The sequence below is a fragment of the Loigolactobacillus backii genome (genome assembly GCF_003946275.1).
GTDB lineage: Bacteria > Bacillota > Bacilli > Lactobacillales > Lactobacillaceae > Loigolactobacillus > Loigolactobacillus backii.
The window spans coordinates 1-23,312 of record NZ_RHNQ01000042.1; the positions used below are offsets into that span (position 1 = coordinate 1).

The following is a 23,312-nucleotide window of genomic DNA, read 5'->3' on the forward strand; positions in this document are numbered from 1 at the left end:
TGAGTAAACAAAAAGCACATTCACCGAAGTGAATGTGCCGTTCAAAATCTCCACCAATACGATTTGACAGAGACCCACAAAAAGCACATTCACCGAAGTGAATGTGCCGTTCAAAATCTCCACCAATACGATTTGACAGAGACCCTTTTTTATTTAGCAAGACTCATTTTTGTATTTTGTGTATTTGATGTTGCCATAGTACTTTGGTTGGCAGTTTGAACAACGACACTTGGTGTTGTCCAGCCATAATGGCTAGCCTCTTTTTGAACGGCTGCTAAATAACTATCGGCCGCTTTTTGTTTAGCAAAGGTGGGTGCCGAATTAATTGAATCGCCAACGGTTATCACCACTTTGGTTGGTGTTTTACTGTTGTCAGTAACTGCTAATTTGTCAACACCACTATGTAAATTGTTTAGTGATTGTTGCAAGTTGGTTTTAAATGCCGTCAAATTAGCTTTGGTTGTGGCCTGGGTCTTGTTGGTCACAGTATACTGAAGTGACTTACTTTTGGCGTCATGTTTTGCCTTAGCCGTTACCTTGTAATTGGCTTCTTTGGTTTGAGCAGTAAGGGCTAATTGTTTTGAAAAATGGCCCTTTGAATTGGCAGTTACTTGATAGCTCTGATCTTTTGTCTTATTTTTAATTGTTACGGTTGCTTTATCATTAGTTTTGCCGCTAATTGTGAATTTACCTTGGTCGTCGGATGCAACTTTGGCATCCTTCGTAACGAGTTTTGTGCTATTTGGTACGTTTAGTTTCAGTGTTGTAGTATCTTTTGCGTTAACGCCTGAGCCTAATAGCAGTAAACTACTGCATCCCAATAGACTAAGTGTGATAAAGTGTTTTTTCATATTCAATTCCTCCAATGTACCACAAATATATAAATACTGAATCATCGTTATTCTTTAAAAGATTAATTTTTGCTAGCTCACCTTCTAATATATTAAGAAAAATTATTGGAATAGGCCGTTCACTTCTTCTAAGGTTGCTAACTTAGCTTTCGAATAGGCGGCTAGGAGTGCCTTAAAGGATATTTGAGCGTTAACTTGATGAAGTCCGCCGGCAGATCAAATCTTGACCCAGGTGACGGCAAAGGCCGCTAATAGACGTAATGCCGTGGCCAACGATGTGTCTAATTACGAGCTCGTCAGGTTAGGCATAGCAAGTGTAAAAGTTCACCAAGTTAGTCTGTTTAATCCAAATGAATTACGGGTTTGTTTATGAAAGCTTTAAGACACTCCCGAGATATTTCAATAATATTTTGTTTACAAGAATAATATAGCTTTAACTTTTAATTAAAACAATAAGTGATAGTCATTTTAGTACTTAAAATTCTGTAGGTGTGTTTTTAAACTTACTCTTTGGATTGGGCCAGGGGGTCTATGTTAGAGAGCGGGATAAAAGTCGGTTTTAATTTACTGCATCACGTAAGCTAATTCAATAACTGAGGCACATGAACCTAGATTTTTAGCGCACGTTCTGGAGTAACGATTGGAAATAATAGTAGACCAAGTCTTTTGTCCTAACTCCTTATATTAGTCACGGGATCTTTATAAAAATAATTTTAAGAGTTTCTCTAAATAGATCACGAGTTTTGATAATATTTTGGTTTACTAGCGTGAGCGGATCAATTATTGTAAAAGTTGCTAATGATTAGTCTAGGACAATGTTTTAATTTTCATGAGTTAACGGTAATGGCAGCCTTTTCATAATTATGAACAACAAAGTTACTTAATAAAATTAGGCATAAACGGTCCAACTATTTGTTTAAGTGTGCTAGAATAATGGTGCAAGAGCAAAAATTGTAATATATTTCTAGGAGGAATATTATTTATGTCATTAGTACATGGTACAGAGATTTTTCAAGCTGCCCGCGCAGGTCATTATGCCGTCGGTGCATTCAATACTAACAATTTGGAATGGACTCGTGCGATCCTTGCAGGTGCACAAGAAAAGAATGTTCCTGTCTTAATCCAAACTTCTATGGGTGCTGCAAAGTACATGGGTGGCTATGAACTTTGCCAACAACTTGTTGAAGCAACAATCAAGTCAATGGATATTACAGTTCCAGTTATTATGCATTTAGACCATGGTAACTACGAAGCTGCCAAGGCTGCAATTGCTGCTGGTTACAACTCAGTTATGTTTGATGGCCATGACTTACCATTTGACGAAAACTTAGCTAAGACTAAAGAAATCGTTGCTTTGGCTCATCCAAAGGGCATTTCCGTTGAAGCCGAAGTTGGCTCAATTGGTGGCGAAGAAGACGGCGTTATCGGTGAAGGTGAATTAGCTAGTGTTGCTGAAGCTAAACAACTTGCCGCAACTGGTATCGACTTCTTAGCTGCTGGTATTGGTAATATTCATGGTGTTTACCCAGCTAACTGGAAAGGTTTGAACTTCAAACGTCTTCAGGAAATTGCTGACGCTGTTTCACTTCCATTAGTATTACATGGTGGTTCAGGCATCCCTCAAGACCAAGTTGAAAAAGCTATCTCAATGGGTATTGCTAAGTTGAACATCAACACTGAATGCCAGATTTCATTTGCTAAAGCAACTCGCAAATATATTGAAGAAGGCCATGATCAAAACGATGTTAAAGGTTTTGACCCTCGTAAATTATTGGCACCTGGTACAAAAGCTATCCAAGATACCGTTGAAGAAATCATCGGCTGGATGGGCACAAAGCCAGTTAAATTGGTTCCAGAAGAACTTTAATTCAAATTTTAAAATTAGTAAGCATATTCGTTTTGGCGGATATGCTTTTTTTAGTTGAATGAAATATTCAGGTTGTTTTCATTGGTAAACGGGAAATAGGAAAGCGCTTAAATTGTCTTTGCTTTTTATTGATTAAATATTTATAATGTGAGTGTCGACAGGTTTTTGCTAGACAAGCCATTATGGCGAAAGGGGCAATTATAATGAGTAAAGATGACAATAACGTTGATCCTATAGATGAGAACCAAAAGGGTGCTGTTGAAGATTTATCCGCTAAGGGTAAAATTAACACAACAGTTGAAGGCGTGGATATGGCCGATGATAACTGGGTAGAAAAGGCCGCTGAAAAGGTTCATGCGGTTGATGGCGATACTTACGTTAAATTAGATCGTGGATTGTTAACGGTCAAACAATTGAACTATTTTTTGAATTCAATGCCAATTGAGTTAACCTATGCTGATAGTAATAACCAGTTTATTTACTATAACAACTTACTTCCAACGGAGAAGATGCTTGCACCACGGCGGCCTGCTCAAGTGGGTGATCCATTATCCTTAGTTCATCCTAAGCGTGCAGTAAGCCACGTTGCTGAAGTTATTAATGCTTTGCGAACGGGCAAGGCGGATGAAATTAAGATGCCAGTTCCTGGTAATGGTCCCGACCGTTTTGTGATGCACTACTATCGAGCAATGCACGATGAAGAGGATAATTACGTTGGGATTAACGAATATGTAGCAGATTTGATGCCAACAATTAAGTGGTTTTTAGAAAAAACTGGTCAAAAGCTAGTTGCGGATCCTGATGCCGTATCCGGAGCCTCTTTAAAGGATACTGTTGATGGCACTGCCAGCGCATCAGTTGATGATAATAAAAAAGAAGAAGAGAAGCCAGTAGATGGTGGGTCTAGTGCTTCAATGAAAGATTAATTAAAGTACCGAGGAGAACTCGTAAGAAGGTTTGTACACCTATTTTGCGAGTTTTTGAGTTGTTAGTAAAAAGAGAGCGCCAAACTAATATTTTTAAATATTAGTTTGGCGCTCTCTTTTGTAAACCTCTGATTGGGTAACTAGGGATCGAACCTAGAAATTACGGATTCAGAGTCCGTTGCGTTACCATTTCGCTATTACCCAATAAATTGTATTAGATTAACTCAACGAATAATATTTTACCGGGTTTTAGGGTATCTGTCAATTAGTTATTTGAAAAATCAGCAAGGAATTTTATTGACCGTTCTTTTAACAGTTTTTAGACGTAAGGTTATGAGTCAATAAAACTGTAACCAGATCGAGTGGGACAAAGGTCGGTTTTGGGTTTGCTGGGTAACGTAAGCCGATCTAATAACCGGCCTATCGTTATTGGATTAGCTGCAGTTAGGCATGTGAACCTGGACTATTGGTGCAGGTCATACAATAATACTCGAAAATGGTCAGAGGTTAGGACTTTTGTCCCGGCCTCTGACCATTTTCGTGTAATCGTGTTAAAAAAGTTTCCTGCAGTTGCTATGCTTTAACTTGACGTTCTTTGCTTTGCTAGTTCTTGCGGTGACCAAGACGAATTGAATTGTGGGCAGTTATGAATTTTAGAACTGTGCTCCTTGATCTTTGCCACAAGAATAGACAACATCGAAGTATCAAGAGTTATTTGCGATTTTTGTAAATAACAAACTATAATTACGCAATAGTAGTTGACTGGATAACATATGGACATCAGGGTGATTAACGTCTTTGGTTTATCCTAGTCCGATTGGTAGTGTAAGTAATCCGTAATTGCAGAGTAGAATCTAAACATTTTTTAAAATCCGCTCTAGGTTTAATTAAAAAGTAATTGTGGTTTTAAGAAATCTGCCCTACAATGTAATTTATGTGAATTTGATTGCTATCAAGGATGATAATCAATCAGGAACTTTAGAGGGGGTTCATTATGGTGATAGTGACAGCGGGAATGATAGGTGTTGGTAAAACAACGTTAACGGGATTAATTTCAGAGCACCTTGGCACGAAAGCTTTCTTTGAGCCAGTAGGGGATAATCCAGTTTTACCACTATATTATTCTGATCCAAAGAAGTACGGCTTTTTGTTGCAGATCTTCTTTTTGAATAAACGTTTTGCAATGATAAAAAAAGCACTTACCGATGACAATAACGTGTTGGATCGCTCAATTTATGAGGATGCATTATTTACGCGTGAAAATAATAAAGAGGGCAATATCACCGATCAAGAGTTTTCAATTTATTTAACTTTATTGGAAAATATGATGCAAGAATTAAAGGATATTCCTAAGAAGGCACCTGATCTTTTAGTTTATGCATACGCTGACTTTGATACCATTCTTTACCGAATTAAAAAACGTGGCCGTGATTATGAACAAGTTGATAATGATCAGAACTTATATGATTATTATTATAAAATGTGGGCGGCTTATAAAGATTGGTTTGATGAGTACCAGGAAGGCCCTAAAATGAAGATTAATTTACAAAAGTATGATTTGTCCGAACCTAAGCACGTTGCTGAGGTGTTAGCCAAGATTGACGATGAACTAGCAACCGTGCGAAAGCAAAAAATTATTGAAACTAACTAGAACTAGGATTAAATTTATTTTGGTTGCGTTTGCTTTTTAGCATGGTTCATGGTATATTCTAATCAAGTACTTCTTTGTTCGGAATATTTTGGTTTCAAGTTTCATCAGTAAACTTCTTCCAAATATACACCTTTCAAGATTTACCGAATAATTTGTGCCAATTGCACGTAGGAGGATTTTTATTTATGGAACACGGAACAGTTAAATGGTTTAATGCAGACAAAGGTTATGGCTTCATTATTCGCGACAACGGTAGCGATGTATTCGTACATTTCTCAGCTATCCAAGGCGACGGCTACAAGACTTTAGACGAAGGCCAAAGCGTAACATTTGATGTTGAAGACAGCGATCGTGGCCCACAAGCTACTAACGTTGTTAAAGACTAATTATTAGTTTTTAAGGCACTCACTTTACGGTGAGTGTTTTTTTGTGGTCTAATTTGTGAGCTAGCCTGTTGAGGCAGTAGATATAAAGTCTAAATTAATGAATGTTGATGAAATGTAATCAGGAAAGTCGCTAAACGCTGTTTTAATAGCGTCTGGTGACTTTCTTGATATTTGGGCACATTTAAATAGTGTATTGTTGAAATACAATTTAATAATTTAAATAATATAAATATGTGTGGAGGTAAAGTGAATCATATTTTAATATTTGATTAAATATTAAAATATGATAGAGTTATAGCAAGATCATTTCAATAAAGATAGGTGATTATTAAAATGAGTTATATTACTCTGCATCAATTTAAATATAATGGTTCTGGCCCATCTTTAACTAAGACGGAAGTTAAAGCGGAATATTTTAAGCGCATGGAAAGCGATAGTGTTTGGAAAACCAATCTTTATCCTTTACTGACAGATAGTAACGGTGGGCAGTCTGATGATTTGCCTATCTTTTTTGAAAATACGACAAAAATGTATTCTAAAATTCAGAAAATAACTAATAATTCGAGGCAAATTAGGCGACTGGTTAATACGTTACCGGGTATAGCCGGCAGAACATATACAAATGAAGTTTTAGCAAATGAAATTTTTTTTACCAATGAAATCGAAGGGGTAAAAACAAATAGAGAAGATATTAAGACAATGGTTGATGAGCAAGAAAACGATAAAACGCCTACCAAGAAAAGGCTGCAGTCAACAGTTCGCATGTATAGAGATATCTTTAACCAAAAAATTATTAAAATTTATTCACTAGAAGATATCAGAAGGATTTATGATTCTTTACTACAAGGTGAGATTCCTGATAAAAAACTACCAGATGGAAAATATTTTAGAAATAAAGAGGTATGGATTGGATCAGCAATGAAAAGCGTTCATCGTCCTCCAAAAAATGAAAGCGAGATATCCGATAAATTAAAACAATTAATTTATTTTATGAATGATGCGGATGTTCCTGAAATTTCTAAAGCTATTGTAACGCATTTTATGTTTGAGAATACGCACCCATTTTATGACGGTAATGGAAGAACTGGGAGGTATCTATTATCAGAATATCTTTCTTCAAAAATCGATCCCTATACAGGATTAATTATTTCTACTTCTATTCATAATGAACAATCAAAGTATTACAAAATTTTCAAAGAAGCGGAACGTAGGGATAATTTTGGAGACCTTACCGTATTTATTGAACAGATTTTAAGCATAATAATTGAAGGGCAGTTAGATGTGCGAACAAGTTTAGTGGATAAATTAGAGGCTTTTAATAAATCTGCCAAAATCCTAAATAAAGTGTTCGCTCATACTGAGGAATATGAAGAGGCAAATTTAAAAAAGTGGAGAATATTCAGTGTGCTTTTTATTTTATTACAGTCCTATCTTTTCAATATGGACGATAATGGTATTACTGATACACAACTTATAAACTTTTGGTATAATACCGATACAAGGGTGTTTAAAAAAAATAAAATGCCAGAGATAATCGGATGGTTAGAAGAAAATAATTGGATATACCGTGCTAAGTCCAATCCCATTATTCATAAATTTACGGATAGCACAAAGGTCACATTAAATTTAGCTGAAAAAGATTAAATAAAATATTGTTTTGCACACTAAAACGCTGCTTCCATTGGGAAGTGGCGCTTTTTTTACTATAAATTATCACCTGTTGCCCTTAAAATGCAAAAATAATAGTGATAAGTTGCTAGTGGTTTCACGAGTAGTTTACATTATAGTAATGACTATCAAGTGGCTCATTAAATCGAAGGACGATAAATAATGACAGCAAAATTTATTATTACTTGTACACTTAGGAAGAAACTGTCATTGTGCATTGCTATCTAAAAAAATGCACAATCGGTGATTTTGTTCAAAATAATGCACACTAAGTAATTTGCCGGGTTCTCTAAGCATACAAAAAATCCTCTAACTACCTATATGAAGGCAATCAGAGGATTAATGGAATCTATCGGAGCTTTAAATATCACCCGCACGGGGATCGAACCCGTAACCCCGCCTTGAGAGGGCGATGTCTTAACCAATTTGACCAGCGGGCAATGCTGGAAACAGGAACAATAATCATTTTACATAAAAACTAACTATCCGTCAAGTAACAGCTAAAAATAAACGTGGTCTTTATAAAAATAGTGTCAGGGTGTTGTTTAGAATATGCAATAAAATGGGGACCTTAAGATTTTTGGTGCGATTATAAACAAGAGCAAGGATTAGGCCTAAAAGTACTTTGGAAAGCCAATAAATGAGGTCCACGTGGCCAAATAGATCAACGTGAACACTACCAAAGACTAATGAGCTAAGCAGGATACTGATCAAACGAGAATCTTTAAAGAACCAATTGATAAATAGGCCACGAAAGATGATTTCTTCCAGGATCGGGCCAAAGATGGCGGTAAACACAAACATGAAAAGGCCAAATGATTTGGCAAGTGTGGCTAGACTATCAACATTTTCGTTTCCACTAGTTTGCATAAACGGAACGGTTATGGCGTTAACCGCAAACATTGCAATGAAACCCACGATGAGTGGCAACCAGGTTCTGGAATTCAATTTTTGATCAAACTCGGCACCATTTTTAAACACGGTTTGGCGGTAAAGGTGCCAGTATAGGTAGGTCATTAGGCCAACGATAACTAAAAAGCTGACGCCTAAAATTATAATTAGATTTTGCTGATTGGTCTTAACAACTGCAGTGGCAATACTGAGGCCAGTGAGGGGGAGTTGTTCAACAAAAAAAAGAAGGAAAAATAAAAAAATATGTTTGACTGTTCGCATAGATTACACCAACTTAGATTAAGAATATTTTTATCATAGCATGAAAGCTAACAGAAAAGCACTAATACGTATTAGTGGTGCCGTGTCTATTTAACGCAAATAACTTGCTTTTATGGCCAAAATTATCTATAATGACAAGTCGTCACATCTAAAATAAGTTTGATCATGTAGAAAGGAGTTTGTGTGTGCCAACGAGTACTTTTTTTAACCTTACAGAAGCAAAGAAACAGCGATTATTGACGGCAGCACACGCTGAGTTTTCGCGTGTACCGCTGCATGAGGCTTCAATTAATCGAATTATTCAACAGGCCAAAATTTCGCGGGGAAGCTTTTATCAATATTTTAGCGATAAGATGGATTTGTTCGGCTATGATTTTATTCAAGTACATAAACGACAACAGGATGATTTTTACCAGACTTTAATTGCGGTTAAAGGCGATTTTTTTCTGGCCATTCGTACATTTATTGATAAAAACTTGATTGATTTTACTTCGGGGTCAGAAAATGCTTATTTTCGGAATGTTTTTCTTTCGCTGAGCTTTACGGAAAGTCAGCGTCTAAGAAAAGTAATCCGGAATAAACATCCTCATGGGCAGATTAACGAACTTATTGATCGAACCAAGATAAGAGTAACGGATGATGAATCCTTACAGCAATTAGTACATTTAATTACGTCGGCCTGTTTTCAAACTATTGGTCGTTATTGTCAAAAGAACGCGCAGACAGAACAATTTGACTTAAAGACTTTACGGCAAGATTTGTTACGTGTTCTTGATTGGCTTGAAAACGGTGTTGTACGTAAAACGGAAGGAGCTTAACCTATGTTAAAAATTGCGCGCGGGCGTATGTCAATCTGAGCAGTCACTGGAGCCGTTCTTTTTATGATTGTTCAGGTGGTCAGTAACTTAAACTTACCAAGTCTCACGGCCAATATTGTTAATAACGGGGTCGCTAAGGGCGACATTAACTATATTTGGAAGATTGGGTTTGAAATGATTGGCTTTGCTTTACTGAGTATTTTGGCCGCATTAGGGAATGTCTTTTTAGCATCCCGAACATCACAAATGCTTGGAAAAAAGTTGAGAACTGATATTTACCATAAAGTAATTAATTTTTCTAATGATGAGTTTGATCAGGTTGAGACCTCTTCATTAATCACACGAACAACTAATGATGTTGTTCAGATTCAAAATGTTGCAATGATGGCACTGCGAATGATGATTATGGCTCCGATTATGTTAGTTGGTGCGAGCTTCCTAGCTTATTCTAAAGATCATACATTAACTTTGATTTTTGTTGTTATTTTGCCGTTAATGGCAATCTTTATTGGGATTGTGATGCGTTTTGCCGTTCCTTTATTTCGTGCAATGCAGACCAAGACTGATAATATTAACTTGATTTTTCGAGAAGGTTTGACCGGAGTTCGGGTTATTCGAGCTTTTCGGCAAGATCATTTTGAGCAGAAACGCTTTGAAGGCGCTAATCAGGACTATACGCATAATGCAGTCAAAGTCTATAGTCTCATGGCGTTGATGGCGCCGATTATGACCTTAATGATGAGTGCAACAAACGTTGGGATTACATGGTTTGGTGCGGACCTTATTGCCAATCAGTCGATGCCAGTGGGAAATATGATTGCGTTTATGACTTACGCAATGCAAATCTTGATGAGCTTTATGATGTTATCAATGGTTTTCGTTCTTATTCCCCGGGCGCAGGCTTCAGCAAAACGAATTCAACAGGTTTTGGATTTGGATACAACAATTACCGATCCGAAAAAACCACTTCAGCTAACTACTGAACCAGGCCGTAACAGTCTGGCCTTTGACCAAGTTGATTATCGTTATCATGGTGCTGAAAAATTGGCCTTGAGTGGTATTGATTTTAAGGCCAAAAGTGGTCAAACAGTCGCAATTATCGGTGGAACTGGTTCCGGTAAGACAACGTTAGTTAATTTATTTCCCCGCTTTTATGACGTTGAAAAGGGCGCCATTAAATTAGATGGAATTGATATTCGTGATTTAACTTTACACGATTTACACGCGGCAATTTCATTTGTGCCGCAACAGGCCGTCTTATTTACGGGAACAATTCGCGATAATATGAAGTATGGTAATAAAGATGCTTCGGATGAACAAATCTGGCGTGCACTAGCAATTGCGCGTTCGGCCGATTTTGTTAAAGCAATGTCAGGTGGCCTTGACGCGCACGTTGAACAAGGTGGAGGGAACTTCTCCGGTGGTCAACGTCAACGATTGGCAATTGCTAGAGCTTTAGTTAAAGACGCCTCGGTTTATGTCTTTGACGATTCCTTCTCTGCGCTTGATTTTAAAACGGATTCTGAGCTGCGGGGTGAATTACGCCAGGATCCGCGAATTCAAAAGAGTATTGTTGTTATTGTTGCTCAGCGAATTTCGACTGTGGCGGATGCCGACCTCATTTTAGTTTTAGATAATGGTAAGTTAGTCGGAAAAGGAACCCACGAAGAATTAAAGGCCAACAATGAAGTTTATCAAGAAATAATGGATTCACAGTTGCGAAAGGGGGACCAAGTATGAGCGAGAAAGAGCAAGTAACGACAAAGCAATCTGTAAGTCACGGTCCTGGTCACGGTGGCGGACATGGCGGTGGTTTAGTTGAAAAGCCAAAAAACTTTTGGCAGACAACGGCCCGGCTAATGCGTTACATGTCTGATCGGTTAGTTGCGGTTTCGTTTGTGCTTATTTTGGCCATTGCCTCGGTTATTTTTCAGATTCGCACACCAAAAATTTTGGGTGAAGCAACAACCGAAATCTTTAAGGGTGTTATGAAGGGAACTGCTGAGCAAAAGGCGGGTATCCCGATTTCGCGTTTTCCAATTAACTTTGGAAAGATTGAACAGATTATTATTGTTGTTATTTTAATGTACTTAGCGGCGGCTGTTTTTAGCTTTTTACAACAGTTTATTATGACACGAGTTTCACAGCAAACCGTTTATAAGCTTCGTCGCGAACTAAAGGCGAAGATGGAACGTGTTCCGATTAATTATTATGATACGCATACTAACGGTGATATTATGAGTCGGGCGATTAACGATATGGATAATATTGCCAGTACTTTGCAGCAGAGTTTGACGCAGGCAGTAACAAGTGCAGTGACCTTTTTAGGGACTTTGTGGATGATGTTAACGATTAGCTGGAAGTTAACTCTGATCGCGTTGATAACGATTCCGTTAAGCCTGCTGATTGTAGGCGTTGTTGCACCACGTTCACAGCGCTTCTTTGCTGCTCAGCAGGATAGTCTAGGTTTATTAAATAACCAAGTCGAAGAAAATTATTCTGGACATGTGGTTATTAAAAGCTTCAATAAGGAACAAGATGCCATCGATAATTTTGAGACACAGAATGATAGGTACTATCAGGCTGCGTGGAAGGCCCAGTTTATTTCCGGTATTATTATGCCGTTGATGATTTTTCTGAATAACATTGGTTATGTATTTGTGGCAATTGTTGGGGGAATTCAAGTTTCCCACGGAACGGTTACTTTAGGTAATGTTCAGGCATTCTTACAGTACACGAACCAATTTTCACAACCAATTTCACAGTTGGCCAATTTAATGAACACGATTCAATCGACAATTGCATCTGCCGAACGGATTTTCCAAGTGATTGATGAGCCTGAAATGACTGATACTGCTTCTGGATTACCAGAAATCAAAGATGATCCCAATTTTATTACCTTGGATCACGTTCAGTTTGGTTACAATGATAAATTATTGATGCAAGACTTTAATTTAGAAGTTCAAAAAGGCCAGACGGTTGCAATTGTTGGGCCTACTGGGGCCGGTAAAACAACAATCATTAATTTATTGGAACGTTTTTATGATATTAAAGGCGGTTCAATTCGGCTAATGGGGACTGATACGCGTGATATCAAACGGGAAGCATTACGTTCACACTTTGCGATGGTTCTTCAGGATACTTGGCTCTTTACCGGAACAATTTATGATAATCTTAAATATGGTAATGAGAAAGCAACACGCGATGATATCGTTAAGGCTGCTAAAGCGGCCCACGTTGATGATTTTGTACGTAAACTTCCTGATGGCTACGAGACGATCTTAAATGAAGAGGCGTCAAATATTTCGCAAGGCCAGCGTCAATTAATAACGATCGCCCGGGCGTTTGTTGCGGATCCAGAAATCTTAATTTTAGATGAAGCAACCAGTTCAGTGGATACGCGAACCGAAGTTCATATCCAGCACGCTATGGCGCGGTTATTAGTTAATCGAACGAGTTTTGTTGTCGCACATCGTCTATCAACAATTCGTGACGCCGATAATATTATTGTAATGAATGAGGGCTCGGTTGTTGAAACGGGGACGCATGATCAATTAATGTCTAAGAATGGTTTTTACGCCGATCTTTACAATAGTCAATTTTCTGGTAACGTTGCAATGTAATTGGTGTACGTTCTAGAGCAATGTACGGAAACAATGAGAGGCTGGGACTTTTGGTTCCAGCCTCTTTTTGGATAGGTTGAGTTGTCTGTGGCAAAGTAAACTATGCTATGCTTTAGCTATTAAATACGGAAAAGAGTCGGGATAAATGTACGATAAAACACAGGCAGAATTGGCGGCGTTAGTTACGGATGGTGTTGTCCCAGGTGTTCATTATGCTTTTATTAACGGACAAACAACTGAAGAACATTATTTTGGTTACAGTGAACTAAAACCAGATAAAAAATTATTAAAGGCCAATCAACTCTATGATTTGGCTTCTTTGACCAAAGTGATTGCAACGACAACGTTAATATTGGAATTGCAAGAAGCCGGGCGTTTATCGGTTAATGATCCGCTGCAGTGGTACATACCTAGTTTTCAAGATAGTCGCGTAACCTTGCGCCATTTTTTGACCCATACTTCTGGAATTAGCGGCTATATTCCCCACCGAAATTCGCTGAGTGCGGCTAAACTAACTTACTCCTTGTTAGGCCTGACCACTGGTGCGGGTTTTGGACGTGAAGTTAAGTACAGCGATACTGGTTTGATTTACTGTGGCTGGGTGATCGAACGCCTACTCCATTTGCCAGTCCAGGATGCACTAACGCAGTACGTGTTACGGCCACTAGGAATGTTAAACAGCACATTTACGCCAGAAAAGAAATTATGTGTGCCGGCAAGCTATGAGCCAGGTGGGCGCGGGTTAATTCAAGGGGTAGTCCATGATCCTAAGGCCCATATTTTAGGCAAACACTGTGGTTCCGCCGGATTATTTGCGCCAATGAGTGATCTACTCTTGTTTGCTCGGTTTATGTTAGGCGACGCACTTGTGCCGCGGCCGCCAATTAGTCAAACAACCATCAACAGTCTTTACCATGACTATACGGGCTTTTCCGGTGGGCGTAGTTTAGGTTGGAATTTGAAAACTTCAGTAGAGGCCGATCAGCATAAGCTTTTATTTCACACCGGCTACGTTGGCAGTTTTATTCTGCTTGATGGGAAAAAGGATGCGGCCTTTATCTTTTTATCAAACCGCGTTCACCCAGTAGCACCAAATGAGGCCTATTTGGCCAAACGTGATCACTTAATTGATACTTATTTAACTGAAAAAGCGCAAGAATGATGGAATTTAGTTAATAAGAATGTAAGCGATATGGTAAACTTAACAAAGAAGTAGTTAATTTATATTGAGGTGATTTTCTTTGGCAGAACCATTTTTTTTAAAACCCTATTTTCAGGAAAAGATTTGGGGAGGTACCAAGTTACACGATGTTTTTGGTTATGAATTATCTAGTGATAAAACCGGTGAATGCTGGGCAATTTCGGCGCACCCACACGGCCCCAGCACAGTGGCCAATGGACCTTATGCTGGCGAAACGTTAGACGAAGTATGGGCAAAGCACCGGGATGTTTTTGGTAACGCAAAGGGTGCTGTTTTCCCATTACTAACTAAAATTTTAGACGCGGAAGCCGATTTATCCGTTCAGGTTCACCCGGATGATCCTTATGCGGCCGAGCATGAACATGAATTAGGTAAGACGGAGTGTTGGTACATTATTGCGGCCGATCCCGGCGCCGAGTTAGTTTACGGTCATACAGCCAAAACACGTGAACAGTTGGCCGATATGATTCATCAAGAAGATTGGCAGGACTTATTTGTTCACGTTCCAGTTAAACCTGGTGAATTCTATTACGTTCCAAGTGGGACCATTCATGCATTGGGTAAGGGCATTATGGCATTAGAAACGCAACAAAGTAGTGACACGACTTACCGGTTGTACGATTATGACCGGGTTGATGCCAAAACTGGTAAAAAGCGTGAACTCCACATTCAGCCATCAATTGATGTCACCAATGTTCCCTTTGTTGCCCCTAAGTTAGACGTTCAGACAAAACAAGTTGGAACGTCAACACTGACAACTTACGTTAAGGCGCCTTATTTTAGTGTCTATCAATGGCGGGTTCAAGGTGAGTTGGCTCTAAAGCGGCAAACTGCACCTTACACGTTGGCTTCTGTGATTGACGGACAAGGACAGTTGACGGTTGACGGGCAAACCTATCCCTTAAGCAAGGGCCAGCACTTTATTTTACCGTTTGCGGTTAAACAGTGGCAACTTAGCGGTGATTTACAAATCATCGCTTCTGAACCAGGCGTTAAGGCCTAAATAAAAAACTGATGTTGTTCTCCAACATAATTGGCGGAGAGCAACATCAGTTTTTTATTTTGCCATTGGGGCTGTTTGGTAGCCTTTTTCGTCTAATTTTTTTCTTAATTGTAAAACGGCGGTATAAGTTGCCAGTACATAAACGTGCTTTGTAGGTAAGACCTTAATTTCAGTAATAACGTCATCTAATTCAGGCTTTTTTACTAATTTGGCCTCTGGAACACCAGCAATTTTTAAACGAAAGGCAATGTCCTTTTCACGTTCACCACCGGCAATAAAACGAGGAATAGGAAGGTGGGTTAAACTTTCAAAGTCAGCGTCCCAAATCCAACTGGTATCAATACCATCGGCGTAATTAGCGTTTAAAAGTGTCACTAAGGAGAAGGGCTCCTGGTCCAAAGCAATCATATCTAAAACTTGGTTAAGACCTACTGGATTTTTGACTAAAATTAAAGTTACGGCCTTGTCTTCCACCTGAATGATTTCCTGACGACCGAATACTTTCTGGTCGGCATCGATAGCGTGCTGAATTTGCGGTTGCGTAATACCAAAGTAACGACCAACTGCATAGGCGGCCAGTGCGTTATAGATGTTGTAGGTACCACCAATTTGGATTTTAAAGGGGTGACCGTCAATTTCAAAACTAGAGGAAGTCGGGGTCTGCTGGGTTAATTGAGTTAAACGGTAAGTTAGTTCAGGCCGCTTAAAGCCGCAATTAGGACAGTAATATTTACCAAGGTTACTGTAAACCAGGGCTTTATAATGCAAAATATGGTGACAAACGGGGCATAAAACCCCATCAGTGTTGTAAGGGGCCATTAACTCGTCATCTGGTTCGTGATCAAAGCCGTAAAAGATAAATGGATTTGGCAATTTCCGGGAATGAAAGATTGGAGCGTCACCGTTAGCAATAATGGTTGCTTCAGGCGCATTAGCGATACCATCGAGAATTTTTTGGTAAGTGGTGTAAAGCTCACCGTAGCGATCCATTTGATCACGGAAAATATTGGTTAGAACAAAAGCTGTTGGTTTAATATATTTTGTAATTAAAACAACATTTGCTTCATCTACTTCAAGGACGGCCAACTTTTTTCCCGACTTAGTTCGTTGGTGCGTTAGAAAAGCAGTAGTGATTCCCTGCACCATATTGGAGCCAGTTGGGTTGGTTAAGATATCAGGATACTGCTCGTGAAGTACCTTGACGGTCAGTGCGGTGGTTAAAGTTTTACCATTGGTTCCCGTAATGATGACAACTTCGTAATCCCGCGCTAAGGTAGTTAAAATTGTTGGATCAATTTTGTTTGTAATAATGCCGGGTAAGGAACTACCACCTTTCAAAAAAGTGTGGAGAAACCAGTAAGATGATTTACCAGCGGCAATTGCTAAGGAACTTTTTAATGACATTTTAGATACTCCTCAAGATTAATAATTTCACACATGAATGTAGCATACCATAATTAATAGTGACTACGGCAAAATGATGATTTAGAAGGTGAATTTTTTTCTAAAATCGATTATACTGAATAAGAATGTTTATGAAAAGGGGTTTGAAAAAGGATGGCCCAATTGTTTTTTCATTATGGTGCAATGAATAGCGGGAAGACAATCGATATTTTAAAGGTTGCGCATAATTACGAAGAGCAAAATAAATCAGTGATTATCATGACTTCTGGTATTGATGACCGCGATGATGTAGGCGTTATTTCTAGTCGGATTGGTTTACGCCGAAATGCAATTCCAATCTTTGCTGAGACTAACCTTGAAAAAGTTGTTGCGCAAGAGGACCCTAAGGCAGCTTGCATCTTAATTGATGAGGCCCAGTTTTTAAAAAAGCACCACGTTTTAGAACTGGCAACGATTGTTGATGATTGGAATATTCCAGTGATGACATATGGTTTAAAAAATGACTTTCAAAATGAATTGTTTGAAGGCTCAAAATATTTATTACTTTATGCCGATAAAATTGTTGAGATTAAGACAATTTGTTGGTTTTGTAATAAAAAGGCGTTGATGAACATGCGCGTTACTAATGGTAAGCCAGTCTATCAAGGTCAACAGATTGAGATCGGTGGTAACGAGGCTTATTATCCCGTTTGTCGGCACCACTATTTTCATCCCGACTTAGCGAAAATTGCGGCGGATAACTAGCGAGTGCATCATAGCAACCATATTTAAAACTATTAGTTAGTTTTCAGAACGCCAAAATCTAACTGGAACAAGACGGAATGGATTAGATTCCATTCCGGGGCGCGAGGACGGAACGCGTGGCGGGTTGGCGAGCTAACTTTTACCAGATAAAGGCAAAGCAGGGGTAAAAGTGGATCTCGCCAAGCCCGCATGATTCTAAATGGCCCAAACCGCCATTAATAATCATCGACACAGCTGGCCCTCGCGCCCCGGAATGAAATCTGGCCGCAGTGGAACATTTAAGTGTTGTCTGTGTCTCTGGCAGTTACTAGCAACAGTTTATGTTGCCAGTAGAAAACTGCCGTTGTCAATATTGACGGCCAATTAAGGCCGCCGATAAGTTGTGCAGCATTAAAGCTGAATTGTATTAGACTAAACAATTGATTAGTCAACAATTAAAGCTCAACCACTGCCAAGGTGAAATGGAGGCGCTGGCGTATCAGCCGTGTCGAAGGTACTTGATGACCGAATTTTGGTCATTTAGTACCTTGCGTGATTGACAAGATCCATTTTCTTTTCCGATGGTTTCAATCGGAAAGAAAATTAGCTTGTCAACGCGCCACGCGTTCCATACGCCAGCGCCGGAATGGAACCTAACCCAATCTGACTACGCGGCATAAGCATTATTTTTAGTAGCGATATAATTTAATTTAAATATAGTGTTTGGCAAGAAATAGAAAGCTGCTTTTTTAAACACTCTCTAGCTAGACTTAATTCAAAATTGTGAGGTAAATAAATTATGGACGAAATGTTTGATCAGCTCCAATCAGTTGCTGACCGTTATGAAGAACTGGAAGGATTGCTATCTGATCCCGACGTCATTAACGATACACAACGATTTATGAAGTTGTCGAAAGAAGAAGGCGAAATCCGCGAAACAACGGATAAATATAACCACTATAAGGACATTAATAATCAGATTGCGGAAAATCAAGCGATGCTTCGCGAAAAATTAGATCCAGAAATGGATACGATGGTTAAACAGGACTTAAATACATTAGAGACAGAAAAGGCTAAGCTTGAAGAAGAAATGACCGTTTTAATGTTACCGAAGGATCCTAATGATGATAAAAACATTATTATGGAAATTCGGGGTGCTGCCGGTGGTGATGAGGCCAGTCTTTTTGCTGGTGATCTTCTTGATATGTATATGCGTTATTCTGAAAAGCAAGGTTGGCAAACCGAAATTGTTGATCAAACACCGACTGAAGTAGGTGGCTTTAAAGAGGTTGTCATTATGATTAGTGGCGATAACGTTTATTCTAAGCTTAAATTTGAAAATGGGGCACACCGTGTTCAGCGGGTCCCACAGACGGAATCACAGGGACGTGTTCACACATCAACTGCAACTGTCGCGGTAATGCCAGAGTACGATTCAGTGGACATTGATATTGATGCGAAGGATATTCGAACCGACGTTTATCGTTCGTCTGGTGCTGGTGGCCAGCATATTAATAAGACATCTTCGGCCGTCCGAATGACCCATTTACCAACTGGGATTGTTGTTGCCATGCAGGATGAACGTTCGCAGCAACAAAATCGTGAAAAGGCAATGAAAATTTTACGAGCACGTGTTTATGATTATTATGAGGGCCAAAATCAGAGTGAATATGATGAAAACCGAAAGAGTGCTGTTGGAACCGGTGATCGTTCCGAACGAATTCGAACTTATAATTACCCACAAAATCGGGTTACTGACCACCGAATTGGTCTAACCTTGAATAAGTTAGACAGAATTATGAATGGTGATCTGGAAGAAATTATTGATGCTCTGATTTTACACGATCAGACTAAAAAACTGGAGCAGCTACAAAATGGTTAATCCAACGTATTTTGAGGCCATTAAATGGGCCTCTTCTTTTTTAACTAAAAATAAAAAAGAGGACGCCAGTTCATTTTTGATGCAAGAACGCTTTAATTTGGACCAAACTCATCTTTTACTGAATTATCGCCACGCTATGGCTGCCGCTGATTGGCACCAATTTCAAGCGGATATTCGTCAATTTGCCGCGGATATACCAGCCCAATATATTGTTGGTCACACCCATTTTTACGGGCATAGATTTCGCGTAACGGATGCAACGTTAATTCCACGGCCAGAAACTGAAGAATTGGTGGAGTGGGCATTAGAGTTAGGGGAGCGGCCATTAAATGTTCTCGATCTTGGTACGGGCAGTGGCGCGATTGGCATTAGTTTAAAATTGGCCCGGCCAAATTGGCAAGTTACAGCATCGGATATTTCGGCGGCCGCTTTAACGGTTGCCAAGCAAAATGCGCAAGAATTAGGGGCAACGGTGACGTTTCAACAAAGTGATATGTTTAAATCTTTGACCCAGCAAACCTTTGATCTGATTGTGAGTAATCCGCCGTACATTGCTAATTCTGAAACTGTCGTGATGGACGCGAGCGTTTTAAAATTTGAGCCTAAAACGGCATTATTTTCCGGAACAGACGGTTTAAATTTTTACCGGCGGTTGCTTAGTCAGTTACCGTTGCATTTAAATACCAGCGGCTACTTTTTTGGAGAGTTTGGTTTTAAACAAAAAACGGCACTTAGTCAACTTGTGCAGCAACTGGCATTAGTGGCTCGGTTTAAAAAAGATATTACTGGGCATGATCGAATGGTGCGTATTCAGTACAAAGAAGTTTGAAGGGATTGATTATTATATGGAAACAAAAATTTTTTCACCTGAACAAATAAAAGCGGCCGCAATTGATTTAGCGGCAGGTGAGTTAGTCGCTTTTCCAACTGAAACAGTTTACGGTCTAGGTGCCGATGCAACCAATGAGTTAGCAGTTAAGAAAGTATACGCCGCAAAAGGACGTCCCAGCGATAATCCATTAATTGTTCACGTTGCTGACGTTGCGACCGTAAAAAAATATGTGGCCGCTTTTCCGGAAAAGGCCCAAAAATTAACGGCTGCTTTTTGGCCAGGTTCGTTAACCTTAATCTTGAATTTAAAACCGAATGCTTTTTCTAAAACAGTTACTGGCGGTTTAACAACGGCCGCTTTTCGTAACCCTAAAAACCAAGTGACGCTGGATTTGATTAGGGCCTTAGGACGACCAATTGTTGGGCCATCAGCTAATACTTCGGGCAAACCAAGTCCAACAACGGCCCAACACGTTAACCATGATTTAAATGGAAAAATTGCTGGAATTATTGATGATGGGCCAACAGGTGTGGGTCTAGAATCGACAGTGTTAGATTTATCTGGAACAACACCCACGATCTTACGGCCAGGTGCGGTGACAAAAGAGGCAATTGAACAAGTAATTGGTTCGATTGAAAATAATCACCATCACGTAACCGCAGAAGAAATCCCTAAGGCACCAGGAATGAAGTACAAGCACTATGCCCCTAATGCTCAGGTTCTGGTGGTTAAAGAACCTAGTGAATTTCGTGCGGCTATTGCTTGGGCGGCAAAACAGGAGCTTCCCTTTGGGGTTCTCGCAACTGACGATATTTTAGGTCAGAGTAGTGACGTGCGTTTTAAATACCAGTTCTCGCTGGGAGATTCGTTAACTACTGCCAGTCAGCATTTATTTGATGGTTTACGCTATTTTGATTTGTTGCCAGAAGTGAAATTAATTCTGGCCCAGGGCTTTTCTAAAGAAGGCTTAGGTGTGGCCTATATGAATCGGCTAGAAAAATCGGCCGGCCAACAATATTTTACTGAAACCAACTAAGATTATGCTATAATTAATTTATTGCCATTTAAATTTAATCGTTTTATAATTTTGACAATTGACCTGATTGGTCAGCAAAAAACTTACGTTAATTATTTTGGAGGGGAAGCCATTGAATTATCATCTTAATGACCCAGAACTTTGGAACGCGATTCACCAGGAAGAACAACGCCAGGAACACAACATTGAGCTAATCGCATCAGAAAATATCGTTTCTGATGCAGTTCGTGCAACCCAAGGAAGCGTTTTGACCAATAAATACGCTGAAGGTTATCCGGGCCACCGTTTTTACGGTGGTTGCGAGTACATCGATGTCGTCGAGCAACTGGCCATTGACCGCGCTAAAAAGTTATTTGGCGCAGAATATGCCAATGTGCAACCACATTCTGGATCAGGGGCTAATATGGCTGCTTACCGTGCTTTCTTAGAACCGGGTGACCGAGTTTTAGGAATGAGTTTAACTGAAGGTGGTCACTTAACTCATGGCGCGCCAGTTAGTTTTAGTGGTCAGACCTACATGTTTAAGAGTTACGGTATTGATGAAACGACTGGCCGAATTGATTATCCAGCGTTACAAAAACTTGCCCATGAGTTCAAACCAAAAATGATTGTGGCAGGAGCTTCCGCTTATAGCCGGATAATTGATTTTAAGGCTTTTCGGGATATTGCCGATGAGGTTGGCGCCTATTTAATGGTAGATATGGCGCACATTGCTGGTTTGGTTGCTGCTGGCCTGCACCCCAGCCCAGTACCTTACGCAGATGTTGTCACGACGACAACGCATAAAACGTTGCGGGGACCACGAGGGGGACTAATCTTAGCAAAGGAGCAATACGCTAAGGCAATTAACTCCGCCGTTTTCCCTGGGATTCAAGGTGGACCATTAGAACACGTTATTGCGGGTAAGGCAGTTGCGTTAAACGAGGCCTTACAGCCAGAGTTCAAATTGTACGCGGCACAAATCCTAAAAAATGCGCAGGCCATGGCGGAGGTCTTCAACGCTGATCCACGGATTAAGGTTATTTCTGGTGGAACAGATAATCATTTATTATTACTCGATGTCACTCCGTTTGATTTAACGGGACGAGATGTTCAAGATCTATTAGATATGGTTAGTATTACCGTAAACAAAAATACAATTCCTGGTGAAAAGAATGGCTCGTTTAGAACGAGTGGTGTTCGTTTAGGAACGCCAGCAATCACCACCCGGGGTTTTAAAGCGGCCGAGTCTAGGCAGGTTGCCCAACTTATTTTAGCAACGTTAGAACAACGAAGTGACCAAACAGCATTAAGTCGTATTCGGCAACAGGTTTTCGATTTGACCGAACAATTTCCAATCAATGCAAAAAAATTTGATTTTGACTAGTTTTTCCTAGTTAAGTTCGCTAAACTATAGGTAATCATGTGTAAAATTAAATACGCAAGCCATGATGTTTTTTGTGTGTCGTTTATACAGAAGTACTTATTTTAAATTGTGAAAGAGGAGCTTATAAATGGGAGAATTACATGTCATTGACCATCCACTAGTGCAGCATAAGTTAACAATTATCCGGAATAAGGACGTTGGAACCCAACAATTCCGGCAAGTTGTCAATGAAATTGCAACATTAATGGCCTATGAAGTAACCCGCGATATGCCAACTGAGGACACGGTTGTTGAAACGCCAATCGCAAAAACAACAAAGAAGACACTTGCGGGTAAAAAAGTGGCAATTGTGCCAATTTTACGTGCAGGTCTCGGAATGGTTGACGGTTTTTTGGAATTGATTCCCGCTGCAAAAGTCGGCCACATTGGCATGTATCGTGATCATAAAACATTAAAGCCAATTGAATATTTTGTTAAGATGCCTTCTGACATTGACCAACGTGAACTATTTGTCGTTGACCCAATGCTAGCAACTGGTGGTTCAGCAATTATGGCGATTGATGCGCTAAAAAAGCGTGGTGCTAAGCAAATTAAGTTTGTTGGTTTAGTTGCGGCCCCAGAAGGTGTTAAGGCACTTCAAGAAGCACATCCTGATGTTGACATTTATATTGCTGGTCTGGATGATCGCTTAAACGAAGATGGTTACATTATTCCCGGTTTAGGGGATGCTGGTGACCGCTTATTTGGAACTAAATAAAACACTTTAAATGATGACCAAGTTAATTCGTGTAATGAGCATTAGATAAAATGATTTATTAATTTACGCGTGGTGCTAGTTCGTCACAAAATTAAAAAATCCTAAATTATAGACTAAAATTGCCAGTTCAATTTTTAGTTGAAAG

Annotated in this window: 19 protein-coding genes and 2 tRNA genes; 16 read left to right on the forward strand and 5 right to left on the reverse strand. The window is 39.5% G+C overall.

Going from position 1 to position 23,312, the window contains the following annotated elements:
- Positions 1-149: 149 nt before the first annotated feature.
- Entirely contained in the window at positions 150-851 is a 702-nt protein-coding gene (locus EKM61_RS08135; protein ID WP_068225154.1) for an Ig-like domain-containing protein, read from the reverse strand.
- Positions 852-1,833: 982 nt separating this feature from the next.
- On the opposite strand from EKM61_RS08135, the gene fba reads away from it, so the two are divergent.
- Both fba and EKM61_RS08145 read left to right on the forward strand, forming a co-directional pair.
- A complete protein-coding gene (gene fba, locus EKM61_RS08140; RefSeq protein WP_068225152.1) occupies positions 1,834-2,718 on the forward strand; it encodes a class II fructose-1,6-bisphosphate aldolase in 885 nt (294 codons plus the stop codon).
- A gap of 203 nt (positions 2,719-2,921) precedes the next feature.
- On the forward strand, positions 2,922-3,644 hold the full coding sequence (locus tag EKM61_RS08145) for a PAS domain-containing protein (protein WP_068225151.1): 723 nt from the start codon (positions 2,922-2,924) through the stop codon (positions 3,642-3,644).
- 132 nt (positions 3,645-3,776) lie between these two features.
- Here EKM61_RS08145 and EKM61_RS08150 read toward each other — a convergent pair.
- Positions 3,777-3,848, reverse strand: a tRNA-Gln gene (locus EKM61_RS08150).
- A gap of 790 nt (positions 3,849-4,638) precedes the next feature.
- Between EKM61_RS08150 and EKM61_RS08155 the strand changes: the two genes are divergently transcribed.
- From EKM61_RS08155 to EKM61_RS08165, 3 genes are all read left to right on the forward strand, one after another.
- Positions 4,639-5,295, forward strand: a complete 657-nt coding sequence (locus EKM61_RS08155; RefSeq protein ID WP_068225149.1) for a deoxynucleoside kinase — start codon at positions 4,639-4,641, stop codon at positions 5,293-5,295.
- Between the two features lie 185 nt (positions 5,296-5,480).
- Positions 5,481-5,681, forward strand: a complete 201-nt coding sequence (locus EKM61_RS08160) for a cold-shock protein (protein ID WP_068225146.1) — start codon at positions 5,481-5,483, stop codon at positions 5,679-5,681.
- A 333-nt stretch (positions 5,682-6,014) separates the two neighbouring features.
- Positions 6,015-7,325 carry a Fic family protein gene (locus tag EKM61_RS08165; RefSeq protein ID WP_125636181.1) on the forward strand — a complete coding sequence of 437 codons (1,311 nt, stop codon included), beginning with the start codon at positions 6,015-6,017 and terminating at the stop codon, positions 7,323-7,325.
- Positions 7,326-7,716: 391 nt separating this feature from the next.
- On the opposite strand, the gene EKM61_RS08170 is transcribed toward EKM61_RS08165, so the two are convergent.
- Together EKM61_RS08170 and EKM61_RS08175 are read right to left on the reverse strand one after the other, a co-directional pair.
- Positions 7,717-7,789: transfer RNA gene (locus tag EKM61_RS08170), tRNA-Glu, on the reverse strand.
- 79 nt (positions 7,790-7,868) lie between these two features.
- Entirely contained in the window at positions 7,869-8,522 is a 654-nt protein-coding gene (locus EKM61_RS08175; protein WP_068225142.1) for a CPBP family intramembrane glutamic endopeptidase, read from the reverse strand.
- Between the two features lie 185 nt (positions 8,523-8,707).
- On the opposite strand from EKM61_RS08175, the gene EKM61_RS08180 reads away from it, so the two are divergent.
- The 5 genes from EKM61_RS08180 to manA all read left to right on the forward strand — a co-directional run bounded on the left by EKM61_RS08180 (position 8,708) and on the right by manA (position 15,167).
- Positions 8,708-9,340, forward strand: a complete 633-nt coding sequence (locus EKM61_RS08180) for a TetR family transcriptional regulator (RefSeq protein ID WP_068225140.1) — start codon at positions 8,708-8,710, stop codon at positions 9,338-9,340.
- A 63-nt stretch (positions 9,341-9,403) separates the two neighbouring features.
- Positions 9,404-11,080 carry an ABC transporter ATP-binding protein gene (locus EKM61_RS08185; protein ID WP_225359767.1) on the forward strand — a complete coding sequence of 559 codons (1,677 nt, stop codon included), beginning with the start codon at positions 9,404-9,406 and terminating at the stop codon, positions 11,078-11,080.
- On the forward strand, positions 11,077-12,963 hold the full coding sequence (locus EKM61_RS08190; protein ID WP_068225138.1) for an ABC transporter ATP-binding protein: 1,887 nt from the start codon (positions 11,077-11,079) through the stop codon (positions 12,961-12,963). Before EKM61_RS08185 ends, EKM61_RS08190 begins: the two co-directional genes overlap by 4 nt.
- Before the next feature lie 145 nt (positions 12,964-13,108).
- Positions 13,109-14,125, forward strand: a complete 1,017-nt coding sequence (locus EKM61_RS08195; protein WP_068225136.1) for a serine hydrolase domain-containing protein — start codon at positions 13,109-13,111, stop codon at positions 14,123-14,125.
- Positions 14,126-14,204: 79 nt separating this feature from the next.
- Positions 14,205-15,167 (forward strand): mannose-6-phosphate isomerase, class I, encoded by a 963-nt coding sequence (manA, locus tag EKM61_RS08200; protein ID WP_068225132.1) that lies wholly within the window; start codon positions 14,205-14,207, stop codon positions 15,165-15,167.
- A gap of 54 nt (positions 15,168-15,221) precedes the next feature.
- Here manA and EKM61_RS08205 read toward each other — a convergent pair whose 3' ends face one another.
- Entirely contained in the window at positions 15,222-16,571 is a 1,350-nt protein-coding gene (locus EKM61_RS08205) for a Mur ligase family protein (protein ID WP_068225130.1), read from the reverse strand.
- Positions 16,572-16,724: 153 nt separating this feature from the next.
- Here EKM61_RS08205 and EKM61_RS08210 point away from each other — a divergent pair, with 153 nt between their 5' ends.
- The 6 genes from EKM61_RS08210 (at position 16,725) to upp (ending at position 23,167) form a co-directional block, all read left to right on the forward strand.
- Complete coding sequence (locus EKM61_RS08210; protein WP_068225128.1) at positions 16,725-17,315, forward strand: thymidine kinase; 591 nt, start codon at positions 16,725-16,727, stop codon at positions 17,313-17,315.
- Between the two features lie 778 nt (positions 17,316-18,093).
- Positions 18,094-19,176, forward strand: a complete 1,083-nt coding sequence (gene prfA / locus EKM61_RS08215; RefSeq protein ID WP_068225126.1) for a peptide chain release factor 1 — start codon at positions 18,094-18,096, stop codon at positions 19,174-19,176.
- On the forward strand, positions 19,169-20,005 hold the full coding sequence (gene prmC / locus EKM61_RS08220; RefSeq protein ID WP_068225124.1) for a peptide chain release factor N(5)-glutamine methyltransferase: 837 nt from the start codon (positions 19,169-19,171) through the stop codon (positions 20,003-20,005). The genes prfA and prmC overlap by 8 nt, the downstream gene beginning before the upstream one ends.
- Before the next feature lie 16 nt (positions 20,006-20,021).
- The gene (locus tag EKM61_RS08225) at positions 20,022-21,044 is read left to right on the forward strand and encodes an L-threonylcarbamoyladenylate synthase (RefSeq protein ID WP_068225119.1); all 1,023 of its coding nucleotides are present in this window, start codon (positions 20,022-20,024) and stop codon (positions 21,042-21,044) included.
- Between the two features lie 112 nt (positions 21,045-21,156).
- A complete protein-coding gene (gene glyA, locus EKM61_RS08230) occupies positions 21,157-22,410 on the forward strand; it encodes a serine hydroxymethyltransferase (RefSeq protein WP_068225116.1) in 1,254 nt (417 codons plus the stop codon).
- A 127-nt stretch (positions 22,411-22,537) separates the two neighbouring features.
- Positions 22,538-23,167, forward strand: coding sequence for a uracil phosphoribosyltransferase (gene upp, locus EKM61_RS08235; RefSeq protein WP_068225114.1), 630 nt, complete (start codon positions 22,538-22,540; stop codon positions 23,165-23,167).
- The last annotated feature ends 145 nt before the right edge of the window (positions 23,168-23,312 follow it).